Genomic DNA, 17,393 nt, shown 5'->3' with positions numbered 1-17,393 from the left:
GCGGCCCGCCGCGTCAGAAGACGTCGTCCGCGTCGATGGTCCCGTCGCGCTCCGACCCGCGGACCGTTATCTCCTCGCCGAGCCGGAGGCTCGCGTCGGTCTCGACCGTCTTCGTCCGCTGTCCGTCGTCGAGGACCACCGGGTCGCCGGTCTGGACGACCGTCCCGGTGAACTCCACGTCCTCGCTCGACCGCTCCGCCGTCGCGGCCGCGGCGCCGCCGCTCGCGCCCGCTCCCTCGTCCTCGCCGCTCTCGCCCGCGACGGCCTCCGCGGCCGCCTTCTGTCCGTCCTCGGCGAACGCGCCGAGACCGGTTTCGTTCGAGCCGCGGTCGTCCGCCTCGCCACCGCTTCCGGCGGCGGATCCGGACGCCCCGCTCGCGGCGCCGACCGCCGCGTCGCTCCCCTCGTCGAGGACCGAAACGGTCGACCGCCAGTTCGCGGACGCCTCCAGGTCGTCCTGCCAGCCGTCCTGGATCTCGACGTCGGTGAAGACGACGCGGTCGGCCAAGTCGATCTCGCGGTCGGCCTTGTCGCCCCACAGCGCGACGCGGATCTCGCCGGTCTCGTCTTTGATCCGGACGTTGCGGACCTGCCCCTCGCTGCCGTCGTCGCGGTCGAACGTCCGCTTGGGGTCGGTCTCGATGACGCCGCCGCCGATGTCGACCGTCTGGTCGATCTCGAGGTCGGCGATGTCGGTCGTCTCCGGGACGTACTCCACGTCCTCGTCGACGCGCTCGACGGTGCCGCGGTCGCCGACGTGGAGCTCCAGGTCGCCGTCGCGCTCGCGGACGTAGCCGTCGCCGACCTCGACGACCTCGCCGGGGTCGAACTCCTCGGCGAGGTCGGCCTTATCGTCCCACAGCGTGACGCGCACGCGGCCCGTCTCGTCGCCGACGGTGAGGTTGGCGACGCGCCCCTCGCTGCCGTCGTCGCGGTCGAACGTCCGGATCGAGTCGGTGTCGAGCACCTGCCCGACGAGGTCGACGTCGGACGCGCCGAGCGCGAGGTCCTCGACGCGGTAGGTGTCGAGCACCTGAACGTCGACCTCGGCGTCCTCGTCCGGCTCGACCTTGTCCGCGCTCACTTCGAGGCCGCTGTACCCCTCTTTGGGGCGGCCCATGACGCGGATGACCTGCCCGACTTCGAGCTCCTCCTCGGCCGCCGCGGCCATGTCGTCCCACAGCGCGACCCGGACGGAGCCGGAGGCGTCGGCGACGTCGACGTTACACACGCGGCCCTCGTCGGCCTCCTCGTCGTCGCGCTCGAAGGTCCGTATCTCGCCGATTGCGGTCACCTTCCCGAGGAACTTCACCTCGTTCATCCCCGGCTCGATGTCGGCGATGGTGTCCGCTTCCTCGTCGCGCAGTTCGTGCGCGATGAGCATCGCGGCGGTCTCCTCGTCCGCCAGCCCGCCCATCTGCTCGACCTTGTCCTCGACGGCGGCCTCGAACTTCTCGAACTCGACGTCGGTGTCGAGCTCCTCGTACACCTCCTCTATGGCTCCCATACGCGTCCCTCCGTGGTCCGTGCGTTCGGCGATACACGTTGCCGTCGTCCGGGGTTCGCGCCGGAACCCGGCCGGTCGGCGGGGCGACCGGCTCGGGTCGCGCTCGCGGCTCGAAGGCGTCTCATAGCGGTACATGGGGCCCGTCGATACAAAAGGTGTTCATCCGACGCGGGAGTGCGTGCGGACGGCAGGCACGCGGCCGCCGGACCGTAACCGTCTTATGTTCTACCGCGGTACGTGAAGATGAGTCCTGGTAGGGTAGTGGACTATCCTCTTGGCTTGCGGAGCCAGGGACCGGAGTTCAAATCTCCGTCAGGACGTTCACCTTGCGGCTGTCTCACTTCGTTCGATAGCCGCTGCGTTCACGTTCTGACTTGCCCCACGCTCGCTCGTTCGCGGCTTCGCCGCTCACTGTCGAGGGCTCTCTTCGGTCGCCCTCGCACCGCTCGCGTGGGACTCCGTCAGGACTTTTCAGAGACACCAAACGGCGAGCGTAGTGGGCCGTATGTCGCCCTCAGGACTGGGTTTAGGGCCTGTCATCCCCACCCCACGGACGATCTGACCGACCTGTTAATCGTGCGGGTGGAACCGGTCCATCGCCTGACGGACCGCCCCCGTGTCGCCGATAAACGTCACGTGGTCGCCGATTTCGAGGACAGTGTCCGCCGACGGGACGCGGTTCTCGCCGTCGCGGCTGACGACGGCGACGAAGGTTCCGTCCGGGATCTGGGCGTTGAGGTCCCGGATCGTCTTGCCCGCGAACTCCCGGGAGGTCACCTCCACCTCCTGAACGTCGTGGCTGTCGCCGAGCTCGTTCATCCAGTGGGTGAGCGCGGGGCGCTCTATCTCGTCGTCGATGGCGACCGCGGTCGCCGTCGTGGCGTCGATGCCGGTGACGCCGATGCTGTCGAAGGCGTCGACGTTGTCCGGGTCGTTCACCCGCGAGTACACCGACGCGACGTCGAACTTGGTGAGCGCGAGCTGACACGCGAGGAGGTTGATGTCGTCGTCCGCCGTCGTGGTGATGAACCGCTTCGCGTCGCCGATGTCGGCGGCGCGCAGCGTCTCCGTGTCGCTGCCGTCCCCCTCGTAGACGGTGAATCCCTCCGCGCGCGCCCGCTCGGCGACGTCCGGGTCCGTCTCGACGACGACGACGTACTCGCCCCTGTTCTCCAGTCGCGTGGCGAGCGCCTGGCCGACCCGACCCCCGCCGATGATTATCGTGCGCATTGGTGACACTCCGAGGAACTCTCCGATCTGTCGCGCGAACCCCGCCTCGACGATGACCGTCGCGAAGATGACCGCGAACACCGTGCCGACGAGCAGTTCGCCGGCGGCGATGCTCCCCGCGAGCTCCAGTTCGATGGCGAACAGCGTCGCCACGCTCGCCGGGATGATCCCCCGCGGACCGACGCTCGCGATGAACAGCCGCTCCGGGCGGGTGAACCGCTCGACGCCGAGGGTCGCGATGAACGCGCCCAGCGGCCGCAAGACGAACATGATGACGAGGACGAGCGCGATCACGCCGACGCCGAGCCCGGCGATGGCCTCCACGTCGATCAGCGCGGCGAGCGAGATGAACACGAACGAGAGGACGATGAGCGTCGTGTTCTGGGCGAACCGCTCGATCTCCTCGCGGTTATCCAGGTCGAGGTTGCCGAGGAGGATCCCGCTCGTCGCCGCCGCCGCGATGCCGGCCTCCGCGGCGACGGCCTCGGCGGCGGCGAACGAGCCGATCGCGGCCGCCAAGACGAGGAACTGCGACGCCTGTACGTCGCGTTCGGGAACGAAATCGCTGTCCAGCAGCAGGTAGATGGTCACCGTCGCGAGCAGTCCCGCCGCGACGCCGACGCCGAACCGCTGGACGAACGAGAGCACCGTCGCGGGGACGCCGAGGTCGTCGAGCAGCAGCGTCTCGAAGATCACGACCGCGACGATCGCGGCCGTCACGTCGTTGACGATCCCCTCCGTCTCCAGCGCGGTCGCGACGTGGTCTCGCACCCGGACCACGTTGAGGATCGGCGTGATGACGGTCGGGCCGGTCGCCACCAGCAGCGCGCCGATAAGCAGCGCGATCTCCCACGTCCCGTCCGTGAACGCGCGGACCGCCGCCGCCGTGCCGAGGAACATCACGACCGCGCTGACGGTCACCAGCCGGAGCGACACCGTCGACGCGCGTCGGATCCGGTCGATCCGGAGCGCGAACGCCCCCTCGAAGACGATGATCGCGACGCTGAGGCCGACGATGATCTCAAGCCCCTCGCCGAACGTCTCCAGCGTGACCAGCCCGAGCAGTTCGGGCCCCAGCACCACGCCGATCGCGAGGTAGAAGATGACGCTCGGCACGCGCAGCCGGTGAGCGAGGAGCTGGACCGCGAGCCCCGACACGAGTATCACCGCGATCACCGGTAGCAGGCTACTGGACACGTCTATCGGCGATACGCGCCCCGCCTCCCTTAGTGTACTGGTGGGCGCGCCGGTCGGCCGGATCGGCGCGGCGAAACGACCGCGCCATTGAGTCTCACACGCAAGCAACTATTAATTCGGTTCCGTCACTCGGTGGTGACACGCCCGGTCGGTCCCCCGCCGCCGGGTCGAATCCATGACCGTCCGCGACCCCACTCCCACGTTCGCCCCCCGCTGGAGCGTCCGGAAACGGGGCCGCGGACCGGTCACCGCTCTCCTCGGTGCCGTCGCCGCGTGACCCCGACGCGGAGACGGCTCGCTCGCGACCGACGCGAGTGACGGTCTCCCCCGGACCGCTCTCGACACCGGTTCGCCGTCCCCTGACCGCGCGGTACGGTCGGCGGCGGCCGAATTGATGCCACCCGCGAGGCGCACGCCTCGCACCACCACTCCAATCCGACGATGACAGCAGACCGATCCCCCTCCAGACGCACCGACCACCCCGACCCGTACGCGGGTCCGCATCCGTCCGAGCCCCTTCCGTCGCCCGGCGCGATGATCGCCTTCGCGGCGTTCCCGGTGACGACGGTCGTGGTCCTGTCGTTCCCGACCGCCGCCGCGGTCGCGCTCGCGGCCCTCGCCGGCGCGGTCGTCGGCGCGACGCTCCATCGCCGGTATCCGAGCGCGGTCGACCGGACGTTCCGCCTGCCGGACGGCGACGCGAGCGCCCGAGAGAGCTGACCCGCTGACGCTCCGCCCCTCCGCCGCGCCGTTCGCGGAACTCGGTATTTATTACTCGCCGCCGCCGACCGCGACGCGTGAGCGACCGCGATACCGAGAGCCGGGGCGGCCGCGACTCCGAGAGCCGGAGCGACCGCGACGACGCCGCCCGCACCGATCGCGTCGTCGCCGGTGCCGCGCTGTTCAACGAGGGACACCACCTCGCGGCGCGTAGCGTCTGGGAAGCGGCGCTGGCGACGTCGAGCGACACCGGCGACGAAGACGCCGAGCGACTGTTCCGGGGGTTGGCCGCGGTCGCGACAGCGACGCACCGCGCGGCCGACGGCGACCCGGACGGGGCGGCGGAGCGCGCGGCCGACGCCGTCGCGGCGCTGGCGAGCGTCTCCGATTCGCGTGGAGTCGGGCTGGGCCCCGTCCGAGAGTGGGCGGAGCGGCTCGCTGCGGCCCCGAAGAAGGCGGCTGCGGCGACGGCGCCGCGGATCCGGATCGACGACGCGACGCCGGCGTTTGACGATCTGTCGCTCGCCGCGGCCGGGGTGGCGGCGCCGGCGCTCGCGAGGGCCGGCGAGCCGGGCGATCCGGATGCGCTCGCGACCGCGGCGGAGTTCGCCCGCGAGGAGCGCGGGACGGGCCGGACCGAGTTCGCCGAACTGCTGTTCGCGTACCTCCGGACGCCGGACGCGCGGCCGCAGGTGGCCGCTCGGCTGGGCGATCACGTCGATCGGGAGGCGCGGAAGCGGCGCGACGTCGACGGACTGTTCTGAGGGCCCGCGTCGGGCGGCGGCCTCGCGCGGCGCTCAGGCGTCGTCGGGGTCGGCCGGGAAGTTGGGTTCGGCGGGCGACTCGGGTGCGGGCCGATCGGCGTCCGACGCGAACGAGTCGTCGTCCCGACCGCCGTTCGTCTCGGTGTCGCGGTCGGCCTTGGGTTTCCCCTCGAAGGTGTAGTCGGCGGAGTTGTCTGCCGGGTCGTAGCCGAGCGCCTCGCGGGCGCGCTCGATGGAGTAGTAACGGCGGTCGTTGTTCGAGATGCCGTACACGACCTCGTAGCCGTACTCGGCGCGGAGACAGCGGTCGAAGAGGTGCGCGCAGTCGCGGTGCGAGAGCCACATCGCCTGCCCGCGCTCGTACTCGCGGGGCGGGTGGTCCTTGGTGAGGTTGCCGATGCGGACGCAGACGACGCTCATGTCGAACTCGTCGTGGTAGAAGCGTCCGAGCGACTCGCCCGCGGCCTTCGAGACGCCGTAGAGGTTGCCGGGGCGGGGGAGCTCCTCGCCGTCGAGCCGGTAGTCGTCCTCGGGGCGGTACAGGTCCGGGGTCCGGTCTTCCGTCTCGTAGCCGCCGACGGCGTGATTCGAGGAGGCGAACGCGAACTTCTCGACGCCGGCCTCGGCGGCGGCGCGCATCACGACCTGCGTCCCGTCGATGTTGTTCCGGAGGACGGAGTCCCACGGGGCCGTCTTCCGCGGGTCGCCGGCGAGGTGGATCACGGCGCCGACGTCGGCGACCGCCTCGCGGACGGCGCGCTCGTCGGTGATGTCGGCGACGTACCGGTCGGCGTCGGTGACCCCGTCGGGCACCTTCGCGGCCGGGAGCGGCTCCCGGTCGAGGAGCCGCCAGTCGTAGTCGTCGCCGAGACCGCGGAGGATGGCCTGCCCCACCCGTCCGCCGGCGCCCGTCAGCAGGACCGGCTCGTCCATTCGACTCTACGTGGGCGGGAGAACGGCATATATGACACGGTTCGACCGGTACGGCCGAATACGGACCGGGAGAGCGGGACGACGGGAGAAGAACTGCGACGAGATCGCCGGAATGCGGCGCCTACAGCTTCTGTCGGGAGACCTTGACGCCGGTCGGGGTGACGATGATCTGGTCGTCGCCCTTCTGGACGATGTCGCCGTCGACCTCCTCGACCACCTGTCGGAGTTCGTCGTAGACGTGTTCTATCGTCCGGTCCGACGTGGAGTGGCGGGTGATGTCGGCGATGACGAAGTCGCCGTCGTACACCGCGTCCTTGATCGGAATGATGTCGCTCTGGTCCCCGATCTCCGCGAAGTGTACCTGCGTGCCCGTCTCCGCGTGCGCGTCGGCGAAGTCGTCCGTATCGAGTTCGACGTAGTCGTCGACGGAGCGGCTCCCCCCCCCGCCGAGGATCTTGCTCATGATGCCCATACACACCACACAAAGAGGGTAGACATTAGTTCTTACGTCAGACGCACCCGCGTCCGTCCCGAAGAGCGGTCAGTCGAGCCGCTCTTGCCACTCCTGGACCCGCGAGAGCAGCTCCACCGGGGTCGTCTCCGCGACGTCGACGTCGCTCAGTTCCTCGATCACGGCGCGGGTCTCGGGGTCGAGTCGTTCCGCCGCCTCGGCGTCGGTCGCCGCGACGGCCGACGACGACTCGGCCGCGGCGGGCGATTCCGCGTCGGTCGCGGCGGTCCCGTTCCGCGAGGCCGAGTCCGATCCCCGGTCGGAGTCGGACGCTCCGTCGCCCGCGAACGACCCCGACGAGAGGTCGAACACGACCTGCTGCGTCCCGCCTTCGCCTTCGCCGCCGGCGCCCGTGCCGCCCGCGTTATCCCCGCTCCGCGAGCCGCGGGCCTCGATGGCCTTCTCCTCACGGAGGCGGTCGAGGACCTCGTCCGCGCGGGAGACGACGGGGTCGGGGACGCCCGCGAGGTCGGCCACGTGGACGCCGTACGACCGGTTCGTCGGGCCGTCGCGGACGGTGCGGAGGAACGTCACCTCGCCGTCGCGCTCATCGACGGCGACGTGGACGTTCGCGACGCGCGGGAGGTGGTCCGCGAGCGTCGTCAGCTCGTGGTAGTGGGTGGCGAAGAGCGTCCGCGCGCGCACCTCGTTGTGGAGGTACTCGGTCGCCGCCCACGCGATGGAGATGCCGTCGTAGGTGGCGGTGCCGCGGCCGACCTCGTCGAGGATGACCAGCGAGTCCGCGGTCGCGGAGTGGAGGATGTTCGACAGCTCCTGCATCTCGATCATAAACGTCGAGCGCCCCTGCGCCAGCTCGTCGAGCGCGCCGACGCGCGTGTAGATGCCGTCGACGAGCCCGACCTCGGCCGCGCGGGCGGGGACGAACGAGCCGGCCTGCGCGAGCAGCTGGATCAGCGCCGCCTGTCGCATGTACGTCGACTTCCCGCTCATGTTCGGGCCGGTGACGATGAGGAAGCCGCGGTCGGCGTCGAGCCGCAGGTCGTTCGGGACGAAGTCGGTCGTCCCCTCGACGACGGGGTGGCGGCCGGCCTCCACGTCGAGCTGCCGCTCCTCGGTCAGCTCGGGCCGCGTCCAGTCGCGGCGGGCGGCGTGGGTCGCGAGCGAGGCGAGCGCGTCGAGTTCCGCGATCGCTCGCCCGGCGTCCTGGAGCAGTTCGGCGCGCTCGGCGACGCGCTCGCGCAGCTCCTCGAACAGCTCGTACTCCAGCTCGCCGCGGGCCTCTTCCAAGCGGAGGACCGCCCGCTCCTTCTCGGCCAGCTCGTCGGTGACGAACCGTTTCGAGTTCTTCAGCGTCTTGATCTCGCGGTAATGTTCGGGCACCTGATCCGCGACCGACTTGCCGACCTGAACGTAGTAGCCGTCCGTCTTGTTGCGGTCGACCGTGACGTGGCTGAGCCCGTGCGTTCGCTTCTCGCGCTCCGCGAGCCCGTCGAGCCACGACTTGACCGACTCGTGGCGCTCGATCAGCTCGTCAAGCTCGGCGTCGTACCCCTCCTTCAGCAGCCCGCCGCCCGTCTTCGCCTTCGGCGGGTCCTCGGCGAGCGCCTCGGCGAGCTCTTCCCGGAGCCCGGCCGCGCGCTCGCGGTCGACCCGGTCGAGGACGGCGGCCGCGGGCGAGTCGGCCAGCGCGGTGTCGTCGACCGCGTCGGCGAGGTCGGGGAGCAGCCCGAGCGTGTCGCGGACCGAGAGCAGTTCCCGCGCGCCAGCGCTCCCGCTCGTCGTGCGCGCCGCGAGCCGTTCGAGGTCGTACGCGTCGCCGAGGACCTCGCGGATCCGGTCTCGCGCGAGCGCCGCGGACGCCAGCGCCTCGACCGCGTCGAGCCGGGCCGCGAGCGTCTCGCGGTCGCGCCGCGGGCGGGTGAGCCACTCGCGGAGCAGCCGGCCGCCGGCGGCCGTGACGGTGTGGTCCACCGTGTCGAACAGCGAGCCGTCGGCGTCGCCCCGCATCGTCTCCGTGATCTCGAGGTTGCGCTGGGTGGTCGCGTCGACGTCGACGCGGTCGTCCGCGCCGTACGCGGTGAGCCGGGTCATCGAGGCCAACACGCCAGCGCCCGTCTCCTCGACGTACGAGAGGACCGCGCCCGCGGCCCGGACCGCGAGATCCGAGTCGAGGCCGACGCTGTCAGTCGTCTCGCGGCCGAACTGCTCTCGGACGGCGTGTCTCGCCCGGCCGGTCGCGAACGCCTCCGCGTCGAAGGCGGTGACGCGCCCCGAGAGGTCCTCGCGGACCGCCCCGAGGAGGCCGTCGTCGTTGCGGACCCGCGGCCCCGGGAGCACCTCGGCCGGGTCGAACCGGTAGAGTTCGGCGCGCAAGTCGCCCCCGTCGTCGACCGTCGTGGCGAGGAACCGGCCGGTGGTCACGTCGGCGAGCGCGAGTCCGTAGGGGCCGTCTTCGGAGTCGTTCCCTTCCTCCCGGACCACGGCCGCGAGGTAGCGCGCGTCGTCGTCGCTCGTCTCCAGCACCGTGCCCGGCGTGACGACGCGGACGATCTCGCGGGCGTGGTCGCCGCCCTCGGTCTCGTACTGGTCGGCGACCGCGACCCGGTAGCCGCGCTCGACGAGGGCGTTCACGTACGGCGTCAGCTCCGAGAGCGGCACGCCCGCCATCGGGTACGACGAGCCGTGAGAGGACTTCTGGGAGATCGACAGATCGAGCTCGTCGGCGACCAGCTCGGCGTCGTCCGCGAAGAACTCGTAGAAGTCGCCGCACTGCATCGCGAGGACGTCCGCGTCCGTCTCGGCCTTCAGGTCGAGGAACTCCCCGACGATCCCCGTTGCCATATGTCCGTACTCCCGCCGTGCGCGGCTAAAACCCTGCGGGTGTCCGCCCGATCGGGGCGGCCGGTTCCGGGGAGAGGCGCGCCGTCATCCCAGCCGGTTCCGCTTCGTCGACGCCCGGTGAGCGATCCCGGACGCCCCGAACACGAGCGCGAAAAGCGCCGCGTACGCGTACCCGGAGACCACGCCGAACGGGGCGGTCCCGGTCCACCCCGCCGCCGCCAGCAGTCCGCAGACGACCGCGAGCCCCGCGTAGTACTCGGCCCAGAGGATCTCGTTCTCGGAGACGATCTCCAGATACACTTCCAGCTGTCGGCTCTCCTCGGTGAGCGACACCAGCCCTCGGTCCGACTCGTAGTCGATGAACCCGCTCGCCGCCAGCTTCGGCAGGTGCGACTGGTGGAGCGCGGTGTACACGCGCTTGCGCTGCTTGTACGTCACCGCCGGAATCTCGACATCGTTCTCCCACGCGGCCAGCTGCTCGGCGATGTCCCTGACGCGCGACTCGGCGCCGTTGATCTTCAGGTACTTGATGACGTTGCGACGCCGCCGGTTGCTCAGCGCCGTGAACACCTCGTCGCGCGAGGGGCCGTCGCTCTCGGACTCCGACGATTCCGCCTGTTTGGTGATATGTGGTGTCATGACTCACGCATAGATATAGTGAGTACGATCCGTTCTGGAGGATATATCACTTCTTATTATAGTCTGAGAGGTTTGTAGATGAAATATAGATGGTTGAAATGTGGCTATTTGTGTCCTACAACCCTCTTTTAGACATTCGAGACGCGTGAGGAGCGACTCTGTCACTGACTTTTGTCCGAACGCTGTAACGAGCTTCGGCTCGGCGAGCGGCGCGTCGGAGGCGGTAGGCGGCGCATACATAGGTCGGCGTGTCCCGTCCGGACCGGTATGAACGCGTCACGAGACACCGACTCGGACCGCCTCCGACAGTCAGCGCTCGCCGCCGTCGGTCGGCTCCGGCGGCCCGAGTACACCGGATCGAATCGCTGTCTCCCGTGTACGGCCGTCAACGTCGTGATCGCGGCGGCCGGGGCGGGAGCGGCGGCCGCGGTCGGCGCGCCGCTGCTCGGCGCGGTCGGGTTCGGCGGCGCGCTCGCGGTCATCTGGCTCCGCGGGTACCTCGTTCCCGGGACGCCCGAACTCACGAAGCGCTACCTCCCCGAGCGGGCGCTCGCGCTGTTCGGCAAGGCGCCCGGCGGCGTCGAAGCCGGCGCGTCCGGAGACGCGTCGATCGATCCCGAGGCGTACCTCCACGACGCGGGCGTCCTCGTCGAGACGCCCGCGAGCGACGACTTCGCGTTCGCCCCCGACTTCGCCGCGGCGTGGCGGGCGGCGGCCGAAGGCGAGGCGGGGGCGACGCCCGGCGAGGGGGCGAGGGACGGCCGCGACGACCTCGCGGCGCTCGCGGGGCTCACCGGGCTCGACCGGGACGAACTCTCGATCGACTGGCGGGGCGGCGCGGGGTTTGCGTACGCCGGCGACGAGCGGATCGGTCACTGGGAGTCGCGGCCGGCGTTCCGGGCCGACGTCGCGGCCGACCGCGTGCTGACGGAGGGCGACCGCGACTGGGCGGGTCTGCCGCTCGACGAGCGGAGCGCGGCCCTCGGCGCCCTTCGGCTGTTCGTCGAGGAGTGCCCGACCTGCGCCGGGGACGTGGCCCTTGAGGAGCGCGTCGTCGAGTCCTGCTGTTCCAGCTACGACGTGGTCGCCGGTCGCTGTGCGGGCTGTGACGCGCGGCTGTTCGAACTACGGCTGCCGGCGTCGCTCGCGGCCGGAAGCGAGTAGGCCGGCGGAGAAGAGCGATGTTTCGAGTTTCAGTGGTCGAGACGATTCACCGAAGCCGCAGCTGTCGGAGCACCGAGAAGCGGTTGACCCACAGCTGGACGGCGCTGGCGGCGGCGAAGGCGCCGAGCGCGAGGCTGGTCCACAACACCGGATCGACCGCCGACACGAGCGGGACGTCGAGGAGCGTGGCGAGCACGACGAGGAGCGATCCGACCGCGAGCGCGCGGTACAGCTCCGACCACGTCGCGCCGCCGGGCGCGAGAATCTCCGTGTACAAGCGCACGTCGCGAGCGCGCCGCGAGAGTTCGAGGGTCTGCGACTCGCGGTCGTACGATATCACGCCCGCGTCGGCCAGCCTCGGCAGGTGCGTCTGGACCAGCGAGGTGTACACGCTCTCGCGAGAACGCTTCGGCGGCGGGGTCTCCCCCGTCTCGCGGCATGCGACGAGCGTCGACAGCTCGTTGACCGAGACCGTCCCGCCGGCGGAGCCGAGCTGTTCGATGGCGCACCGTCGGCGCTCGTTCGCGAGGATGGCGTACACCTGTTCGGCCGGAAGTACGTCGTTTCGGAGTTTCATGGAGATGGGCTCCAGGCGGCCGCGCTCGGCGGCGCCCGAGTTCTGCCGTCTCCTGCGTCAGACGAGGGGATATGTATGCGCCGGCTACCCGGGAAGGCCCCGTTCGAAGCCGAAAAGTACGGGACGCCTGCCGGATTCGACCAGCGAGTACGGCCCCCGTGCCGCGACCGGGGGTGTGGGTACGAACCGCATGCGGTCGGTGGTCACCGCGGTAGGGGCGACGGACCGCCGGTCGAAGGTGACGTTCGATCGGTTCTGAGAGACCTTCTATCGGTTGGAATCGGTCGTTCGACGGTGACGTGGTTGCTCCTAACTACGTGGGTATCCATCGGAGGGGGAAGTAACCGATTCGGGTGCCCGTCGGGGCGGGTCGGGGAGAAACCATGAGCCAAGACACGAACGACACGATCGGACTCTCGCGACGCAAGCTGCTCGCCGGCCTCGGGGCCGTCGGCGTTGCGTCCGCGGGTGCGGGACTCGGCACCACGGCGTACTTCAACGACACGGAGACGTTCGAGGGCAACACGCTCACCGCGGGCGAACTGGACCTGAAGCTGGACTACAAGTCGACGTACCTGGGCGGCCCCGGCCGTCTCGACGACATTCAGGCGATGGGGTACGGTGGCGGAAATGAGGAGTTCCTAGCACAGGACCTCGGCGACGGGCAATACCTGCTCGGGCAGGCCCCAAGCCCCGGTGACATGCAGGAGTGGGAAAATTACATACAGGAAGAGGAAGACTTCAGCTTCTGTTCGGACGAAGCCGACCAGTACCTCGTCAACGGCGACGGGATCCCGGTGTTCACGCTGGACGACGTGAAGCCCGGCGACTCCGGTGAAGTGACGATCAGTCTCCACATCTGTGACAACCCCGCGTACGTGTACCTCGCGGGCGAGATCACAGAGAACCTGGAGAACGGGCAGTCCGAGCCCGAACTGGACGAGGAGGGCGAAGACACCGACGGGATCGGCGAACTGGCCGACGCGATCGAGGTCTGCGTCTGGTACGACGAGGACTGCGACAACGTGTACGAGCCCACGGGCACGGGCGAGCAGAACGAACTGGAAGTCGCCTTGGTCAGCGACGTCTCGGGCTCGATGTCCCAGGAGATCGGTGACCTACAGTCCGCCGCGAAGGACTTCGTCGACAACCTCTCCAGCCCCGACGAGGCGGCGGCCATCTCGTTCTCCGACGGGGCCACTCTCGACCAAGAGCTGACGACCAACTACCAGTCGGTCAAGGACGCCATCGATCTGTACACCGCGGGCGGCGGGACGGACATGGGTCAGGGTATCTCCACCGGGTCCACCGAGCTCCTGACCGGGACGAACGCGACGGCCGGCGCGTCGAAGGTGATGATCGTCCTCACCGACGGCCAGCCGTCCAGCCAGAGCGCGGCCACGACCGCCGCGACGACGGCGAAGAACGCGGGTATCCGCGTCTTCACCATCGCGCTCGGCTCGGGTGCCGCGACGACCTACCTCGAGAACAACATCGCGTCCACCCCCGGCGACGCGTTCGTCGCTCCCGATCCGGCCGACCTCGATACCGTCTACGCCGAGATCGCACAGATCGTCCTCGCCGGCGAACAGAAGATCGCCGAGGGGACGATGACCGAGGTCTTCACCCAGCTCGCCGAGGGCGTCGCGCTCAACGGCGACCGCCAAGAGGAGGAGCGGCAGCCGTACCCCGGCGCGACCACGCAGTGCATCGGCTTCGAGTGGACGCTCCCGGCGGAGGTCGGCAACGAGGTCCAGACCGACTCCGTGAGCTTCGACATCGGCGTCTACGCCGAGCAGTCGCGGCACAACGACAACCCGGACGTGTCGGTCAACGGGACGAACGTGACCAGCAACAGCACCGGCAACGTGTCGAATTAGACGCGGAGACTTCGGGCGGGGAGACCCCGCTCACGCCCGGGCGACGCGCCCGGTTCCCGCTTCGGCGCCTTCGGGCGGCCGACGCGGCGGTTCGCGACCGCCGTCGGGAGTTCCCCATTGGGGACAACACATCATGAACGACGACAAAATCGGACTCTCGCGGCGCAAGATGCTGGTCGGACTCGGGGCGGTCGGCGTCGCCTCCGCGGGCGCAGGACTGGGAACGACGGCGTATTTCAACGACACGGAGACGTTCGAGAACAACACGCTGACGGCGGGATCGCTCGACCTGTTCGTCCACGTCGACTACTCCGAGGACCAGGGCAGCTACGGGGATTACTCGACGGAGCCGGGTACGTTCGTCGACGGCAACGTCGTCGGGATCGACGGCCAACAGACCGACGGCGAGCCGCTCAGCATTCAGGTCTCCGACCTGAAGCCCGGCGACTCCGGCGAGGGCGAGTTCTGCTTCTCGATCGTCGACAATCCCGCGTACATGTGGATGTGCGGTGAGCTGACCGCGAACGACGAGAACACGGTCTCCGAGCCCGAGGCAAGTGCGGAGGGAGAGACCAACCAGCTCGGCGACGACAGCGACGGGCTGATCGCCGGCGAGGGCGAACTCGCCGACGCGATGCAGGTAACCGTCTCGTACTGTACCGACGATGGCGAGGGCGGAAACGTGATCGGCGACGAGATCGTCTCCGGATCGCTGGCGGAGGTCATGCTGGCGCTCCAAGCAGGCGTCGCGCTCTCCTCCGACGGCGACTCGGGCGCGTCGCTCGCGGACCGCCCCGCGTTCGATGGCGTCGCGGAGCCGTTCGTCGAGGGCGAGCCGAACGTCGACGAACAGTGCGTCTGCTTCAGCTGGGAGGTGCCGACGAGCGTCGAAAACGAAATCCAGACGGACTCCGTCGAATTCGACTTCGAGTTCTACGCCGTCCAGTCGCGTCACAACGACGGGACACACAACCCCTGCGTCGACGAGACGGTCGTCACCGCGTACGACAACGACTGGAAGGGCTCGTCGATCGCGAACCCCACCGACGGGAACGTCTACACCAGCGTCTCGTTCGGCCAGAACCAGACCGTTCTGAGCTTCACCTTCGTCGACGACGGCGACGGCGTGGACTTCTTGGACACGGCGGACTACTCCAGCACGAATCTCCCCGTCATCGTCGACGCGGACGCGGACGGCACGCACGACTGGCAGGTCATCTGGCAGCCGAACGCCGGCTTCCCCGACGACCCGTTCGGGTACCAGCCGAACAACGGCGGGAGCTACGGCGCGACCGAACAGCTCCCGGCGGGCTTCGTCGCGTCGAAGGTCGGGAACACGATCCTGTTCGGGGTTCCGAACGCCGAGATCTCGTCGACGTTCCGCCTGCTCGGGTACGGGAGCACGGGCGGTGGAGGCCCCGTCGCGAAGGTCAACGCCGACCCTACCGTCGGGCCGGACTTCTACGACAGCAGCGACGCGGTCGAGTTCAGCGACTGACGTGCTGAATACGCCGCCGCGTCGGGCGGCGTGACCGCATCTCCCATTCCGGACCCGCGCGGGCGGCCGAGACGACGGTTCGACTCCGTCGGTGGGACTCCCTTCGGGGAATCACAATCATGACAGACAGAGACAACAAGGACACCATCGGACTCTCGCGGCGGACCGTGCTGGCGGGCCTCGGCGCGGTCGGCGTGGCCTCCGCGGGGGCGGGCCTCGGCACGACGGCGTACTTCAACGACACCGAGTCGTTCGAGGGCAACACCCTCACCGCCGGGCAGCTCGACCTGCTCGTCGACTGGCAACAGACGTACGACTTCGGCGAGGGCCGGCAGTTCGTCAGCGCGCACCCCGACCACGACCGCGACGGCGAGCAGTCGGTCGAGATCGACGGCACGGAGTTCAGCTACAGCGACTTCCCGGACGACACCGACGAGGACAGCAACGGCGCGAACCTCCCGATACTGGACTGCGAGAACATCCCCCCGCTGTCGGAGGCCGACTTCGGGACGGACCCCGTCACCGGCGAAGAGATGGAGACGCTCGTCCAGCTCACCGACGTGAAGCCCGGCGACTCCGGCGAGATCACCTTCTCGCTTCACCTCTGTGACAACCCCGGCTACATCTGGATGCAGGCGGACATGGTCGACGGCGACGGCGGGACGGCCACCGAGCCCGAGCTGGCGGTCGACCCCGACAACCTCGGCGACCTCGGCGACGCCATCGAGGCGACGCTCTGGTACGACGAGGACTGCGACAACGTGTATGACGGCGCGGAGCCGGTCGACATCATGCTGACGCTCGACTTCTCGGGCTCGATGCTGTACGAGGAGTTCGGCGGCGTGGTGAGCGGAGACGAGATCACGGTGGGCGGGAGTACCTACGACGAGACGACGAAGATCGACCTCGTCGAACTCGGTACCCGCCGGTTCGTCGACTACCTCGGGTCGCAGGGGTCGGACGTCCAGGTCGGCGTCGCGTACTTCGACGGCGAGGGGAGCGGCGACACCGAGCCCAGGACCGGGATCCTCCAGTCGCTGACCGCCGACCTCAACGACGTCGACGACGCGCTCGACGGGCTCCGGAAGAAGATCGCGAACGTCGTCAGCGGGACGAACAACGACCCCGACGTCGACGACAGCGACGCGGACCCGTTCTCGAACGCGAGCGGCATCGCAACGGGGACGTACATCGGCGAGGGCGTCGACGACGCACAGGCCGAACTCGACGCGAACGGCCGCGGCGGCGTCGAGTTCCGGAACATCGTCCTCTCGGACGGGGAGTCGTTCAACGGGACCGGCAGCACCCAGTTCTCCGACCCCGTGGACGCGGCCGACGACGCCCGCGCGGCGTCGCCGAACCCCGCGACCAACGTGTACACGATTTCGGTCGGGAGCGCGGACGATGCGGTGCTGTCGTCGATGGCCGGCCCCGCGGGGGGGTCGGGCGGCGATCCGGCGTTCTTCAACGACGTCGACGACCCGCTCGTCATTCCCTCGGTGTTCGGGAACCTCGCGGCACAGACCGGACGGGAGAAGGTCATCGTCGATGGCTCGCTCGCGGACGTGCTCGACGAGCTCGAGAGCGGCGACGGGATCCCGCTCGACGGGAACCGCTCGACGCCGTACGACGAGCTGACCGATCCGGCCGACGACGAGAACCGCGACCCGTTCGCGGGCGACGGCGTGATGCACTGCGTCGCGCTCGAATGGGAGCTCCCGATCGGCGTGGGTAACGGGGTCCAGGGCGACACGCTCGGCTTCGACCTCGGCTTCTACACCGAGCAGGCGCGCCATAACGACGGCTCGGGCCCCGAACAGCCGGCCTGATCCGACGACGGCCGGGACGGCCGCCCGCCGATCGCTTCGCTGCGACGGATCGGTATGTGGCTCGTACCGCTCGGGTACGGCCACCGGGCCGGGCGGGTAGGACGCGCATACATACGAGCGCGGTTGGAGTACGTAGGGTATC

13 protein-coding genes and 1 tRNA gene are annotated in these 17,393 nt (G+C 69.5%); 7 read left to right on the top strand and 7 right to left on the bottom strand.

The window, feature by feature from the left end; genetic code table 11:
- Positions 1-13: 13 nt before the first annotated feature.
- Complete coding sequence (locus C463_RS12565; protein ID WP_008444323.1) at positions 14-1,507, bottom strand: single-stranded DNA binding protein; 1,494 nt, start codon at positions 1,505-1,507, stop codon at positions 14-16.
- Positions 1,508-1,754: 247 nt separating this feature from the next.
- On the opposite strand from C463_RS12565, the gene C463_RS12560 reads away from it, so the two are divergent.
- Positions 1,755-1,827, top strand: a tRNA-Arg gene (locus tag C463_RS12560).
- Between the two features lie 250 nt (positions 1,828-2,077).
- Here the strand turns inward: C463_RS12560 and C463_RS12555 are convergent.
- Positions 2,078-3,913: a cation:proton antiporter gene (locus tag C463_RS12555; RefSeq protein ID WP_008444322.1), complete on the bottom strand. Its 1,836-nt coding sequence runs from the start codon at positions 3,911-3,913 to the stop codon at positions 2,078-2,080.
- A gap of 462 nt (positions 3,914-4,375) precedes the next feature.
- Between C463_RS12555 and C463_RS12550 the strand changes: the two genes are divergently transcribed.
- Together C463_RS12550 and C463_RS12545 are read left to right on the top strand one after the other, a co-directional pair.
- A complete protein-coding gene (locus tag C463_RS12550) occupies positions 4,376-4,654 on the top strand; it encodes a hypothetical protein (RefSeq protein WP_193365868.1) in 279 nt (92 codons plus the stop codon).
- 77 nt (positions 4,655-4,731) lie between these two features.
- Complete coding sequence (locus tag C463_RS12545) at positions 4,732-5,418, top strand: hypothetical protein (RefSeq protein ID WP_008444318.1); 687 nt, start codon at positions 4,732-4,734, stop codon at positions 5,416-5,418.
- A gap of 33 nt (positions 5,419-5,451) precedes the next feature.
- Here C463_RS12545 and azf read toward each other — a convergent pair whose 3' ends face one another.
- The 4 genes from azf to C463_RS12525 all read right to left on the bottom strand — a co-directional run bounded on the left by azf (position 5,452) and on the right by C463_RS12525 (position 10,303).
- On the bottom strand, positions 5,452-6,351 hold the full coding sequence (gene azf, locus C463_RS12540; RefSeq protein ID WP_008444316.1) for an NAD-dependent glucose-6-phosphate dehydrogenase Azf: 900 nt from the start codon (positions 6,349-6,351) through the stop codon (positions 5,452-5,454).
- A gap of 121 nt (positions 6,352-6,472) precedes the next feature.
- On the bottom strand, positions 6,473-6,823 hold the full coding sequence (locus C463_RS12535; RefSeq protein WP_008444315.1) for a cell division protein SepF: 351 nt from the start codon (positions 6,821-6,823) through the stop codon (positions 6,473-6,475).
- A 69-nt stretch (positions 6,824-6,892) separates the two neighbouring features.
- Entirely contained in the window at positions 6,893-9,664 is a 2,772-nt protein-coding gene (gene mutS, locus C463_RS12530; RefSeq protein ID WP_008444313.1) for a DNA mismatch repair protein MutS, read from the bottom strand.
- Between the two features lie 84 nt (positions 9,665-9,748).
- Positions 9,749-10,303 (bottom strand): DUF7344 domain-containing protein, encoded by a 555-nt coding sequence (locus C463_RS12525; RefSeq protein ID WP_008444312.1) that lies wholly within the window; start codon positions 10,301-10,303, stop codon positions 9,749-9,751.
- Between the two features lie 267 nt (positions 10,304-10,570).
- Here C463_RS12525 and C463_RS12520 point away from each other — a divergent pair, with 267 nt between their 5' ends.
- Entirely contained in the window at positions 10,571-11,467 is an 897-nt protein-coding gene (locus tag C463_RS12520) for a hypothetical protein (protein WP_008444311.1), read from the top strand.
- 46 nt (positions 11,468-11,513) lie between these two features.
- Here the strand turns inward: C463_RS12520 and C463_RS12515 are convergent, their stop codons facing one another.
- Positions 11,514-12,044, bottom strand: coding sequence for a DUF7344 domain-containing protein (locus C463_RS12515; RefSeq protein ID WP_008444310.1), 531 nt, complete (start codon positions 12,042-12,044; stop codon positions 11,514-11,516).
- A 383-nt stretch (positions 12,045-12,427) separates the two neighbouring features.
- Here C463_RS12515 and C463_RS12510 point away from each other — a divergent pair, with 383 nt between their 5' ends.
- The 3 genes from C463_RS12510 to C463_RS12500 all read left to right on the top strand — a co-directional run bounded on the left by C463_RS12510 (position 12,428) and on the right by C463_RS12500 (position 17,251).
- Complete coding sequence (locus C463_RS12510) at positions 12,428-13,924, top strand: vWA domain-containing protein (protein ID WP_008444309.1); 1,497 nt, start codon at positions 12,428-12,430, stop codon at positions 13,922-13,924.
- 133 nt (positions 13,925-14,057) lie between these two features.
- The gene (locus C463_RS12505) at positions 14,058-15,422 is read left to right on the top strand and encodes a SipW-dependent-type signal peptide-containing protein (protein ID WP_008444308.1); all 1,365 of its coding nucleotides are present in this window, start codon (positions 14,058-14,060) and stop codon (positions 15,420-15,422) included.
- A gap of 119 nt (positions 15,423-15,541) precedes the next feature.
- Positions 15,542-17,251: a SipW-dependent-type signal peptide-containing protein gene (locus C463_RS12500; RefSeq protein WP_008444307.1), complete on the top strand. Its 1,710-nt coding sequence runs from the start codon at positions 15,542-15,544 to the stop codon at positions 17,249-17,251.
- The last annotated feature ends 142 nt before the right edge of the window (positions 17,252-17,393 follow it).

This window comes from Halorubrum californiense DSM 19288, assembly GCF_000336875.1.
In the GTDB taxonomy this organism is placed as follows: Archaea; Halobacteriota; Halobacteria; order Halobacteriales; family Haloferacaceae; genus Halorubrum; species Halorubrum californiense.
This window is presented reverse-complemented; position numbering and strand designations above follow the sequence as displayed.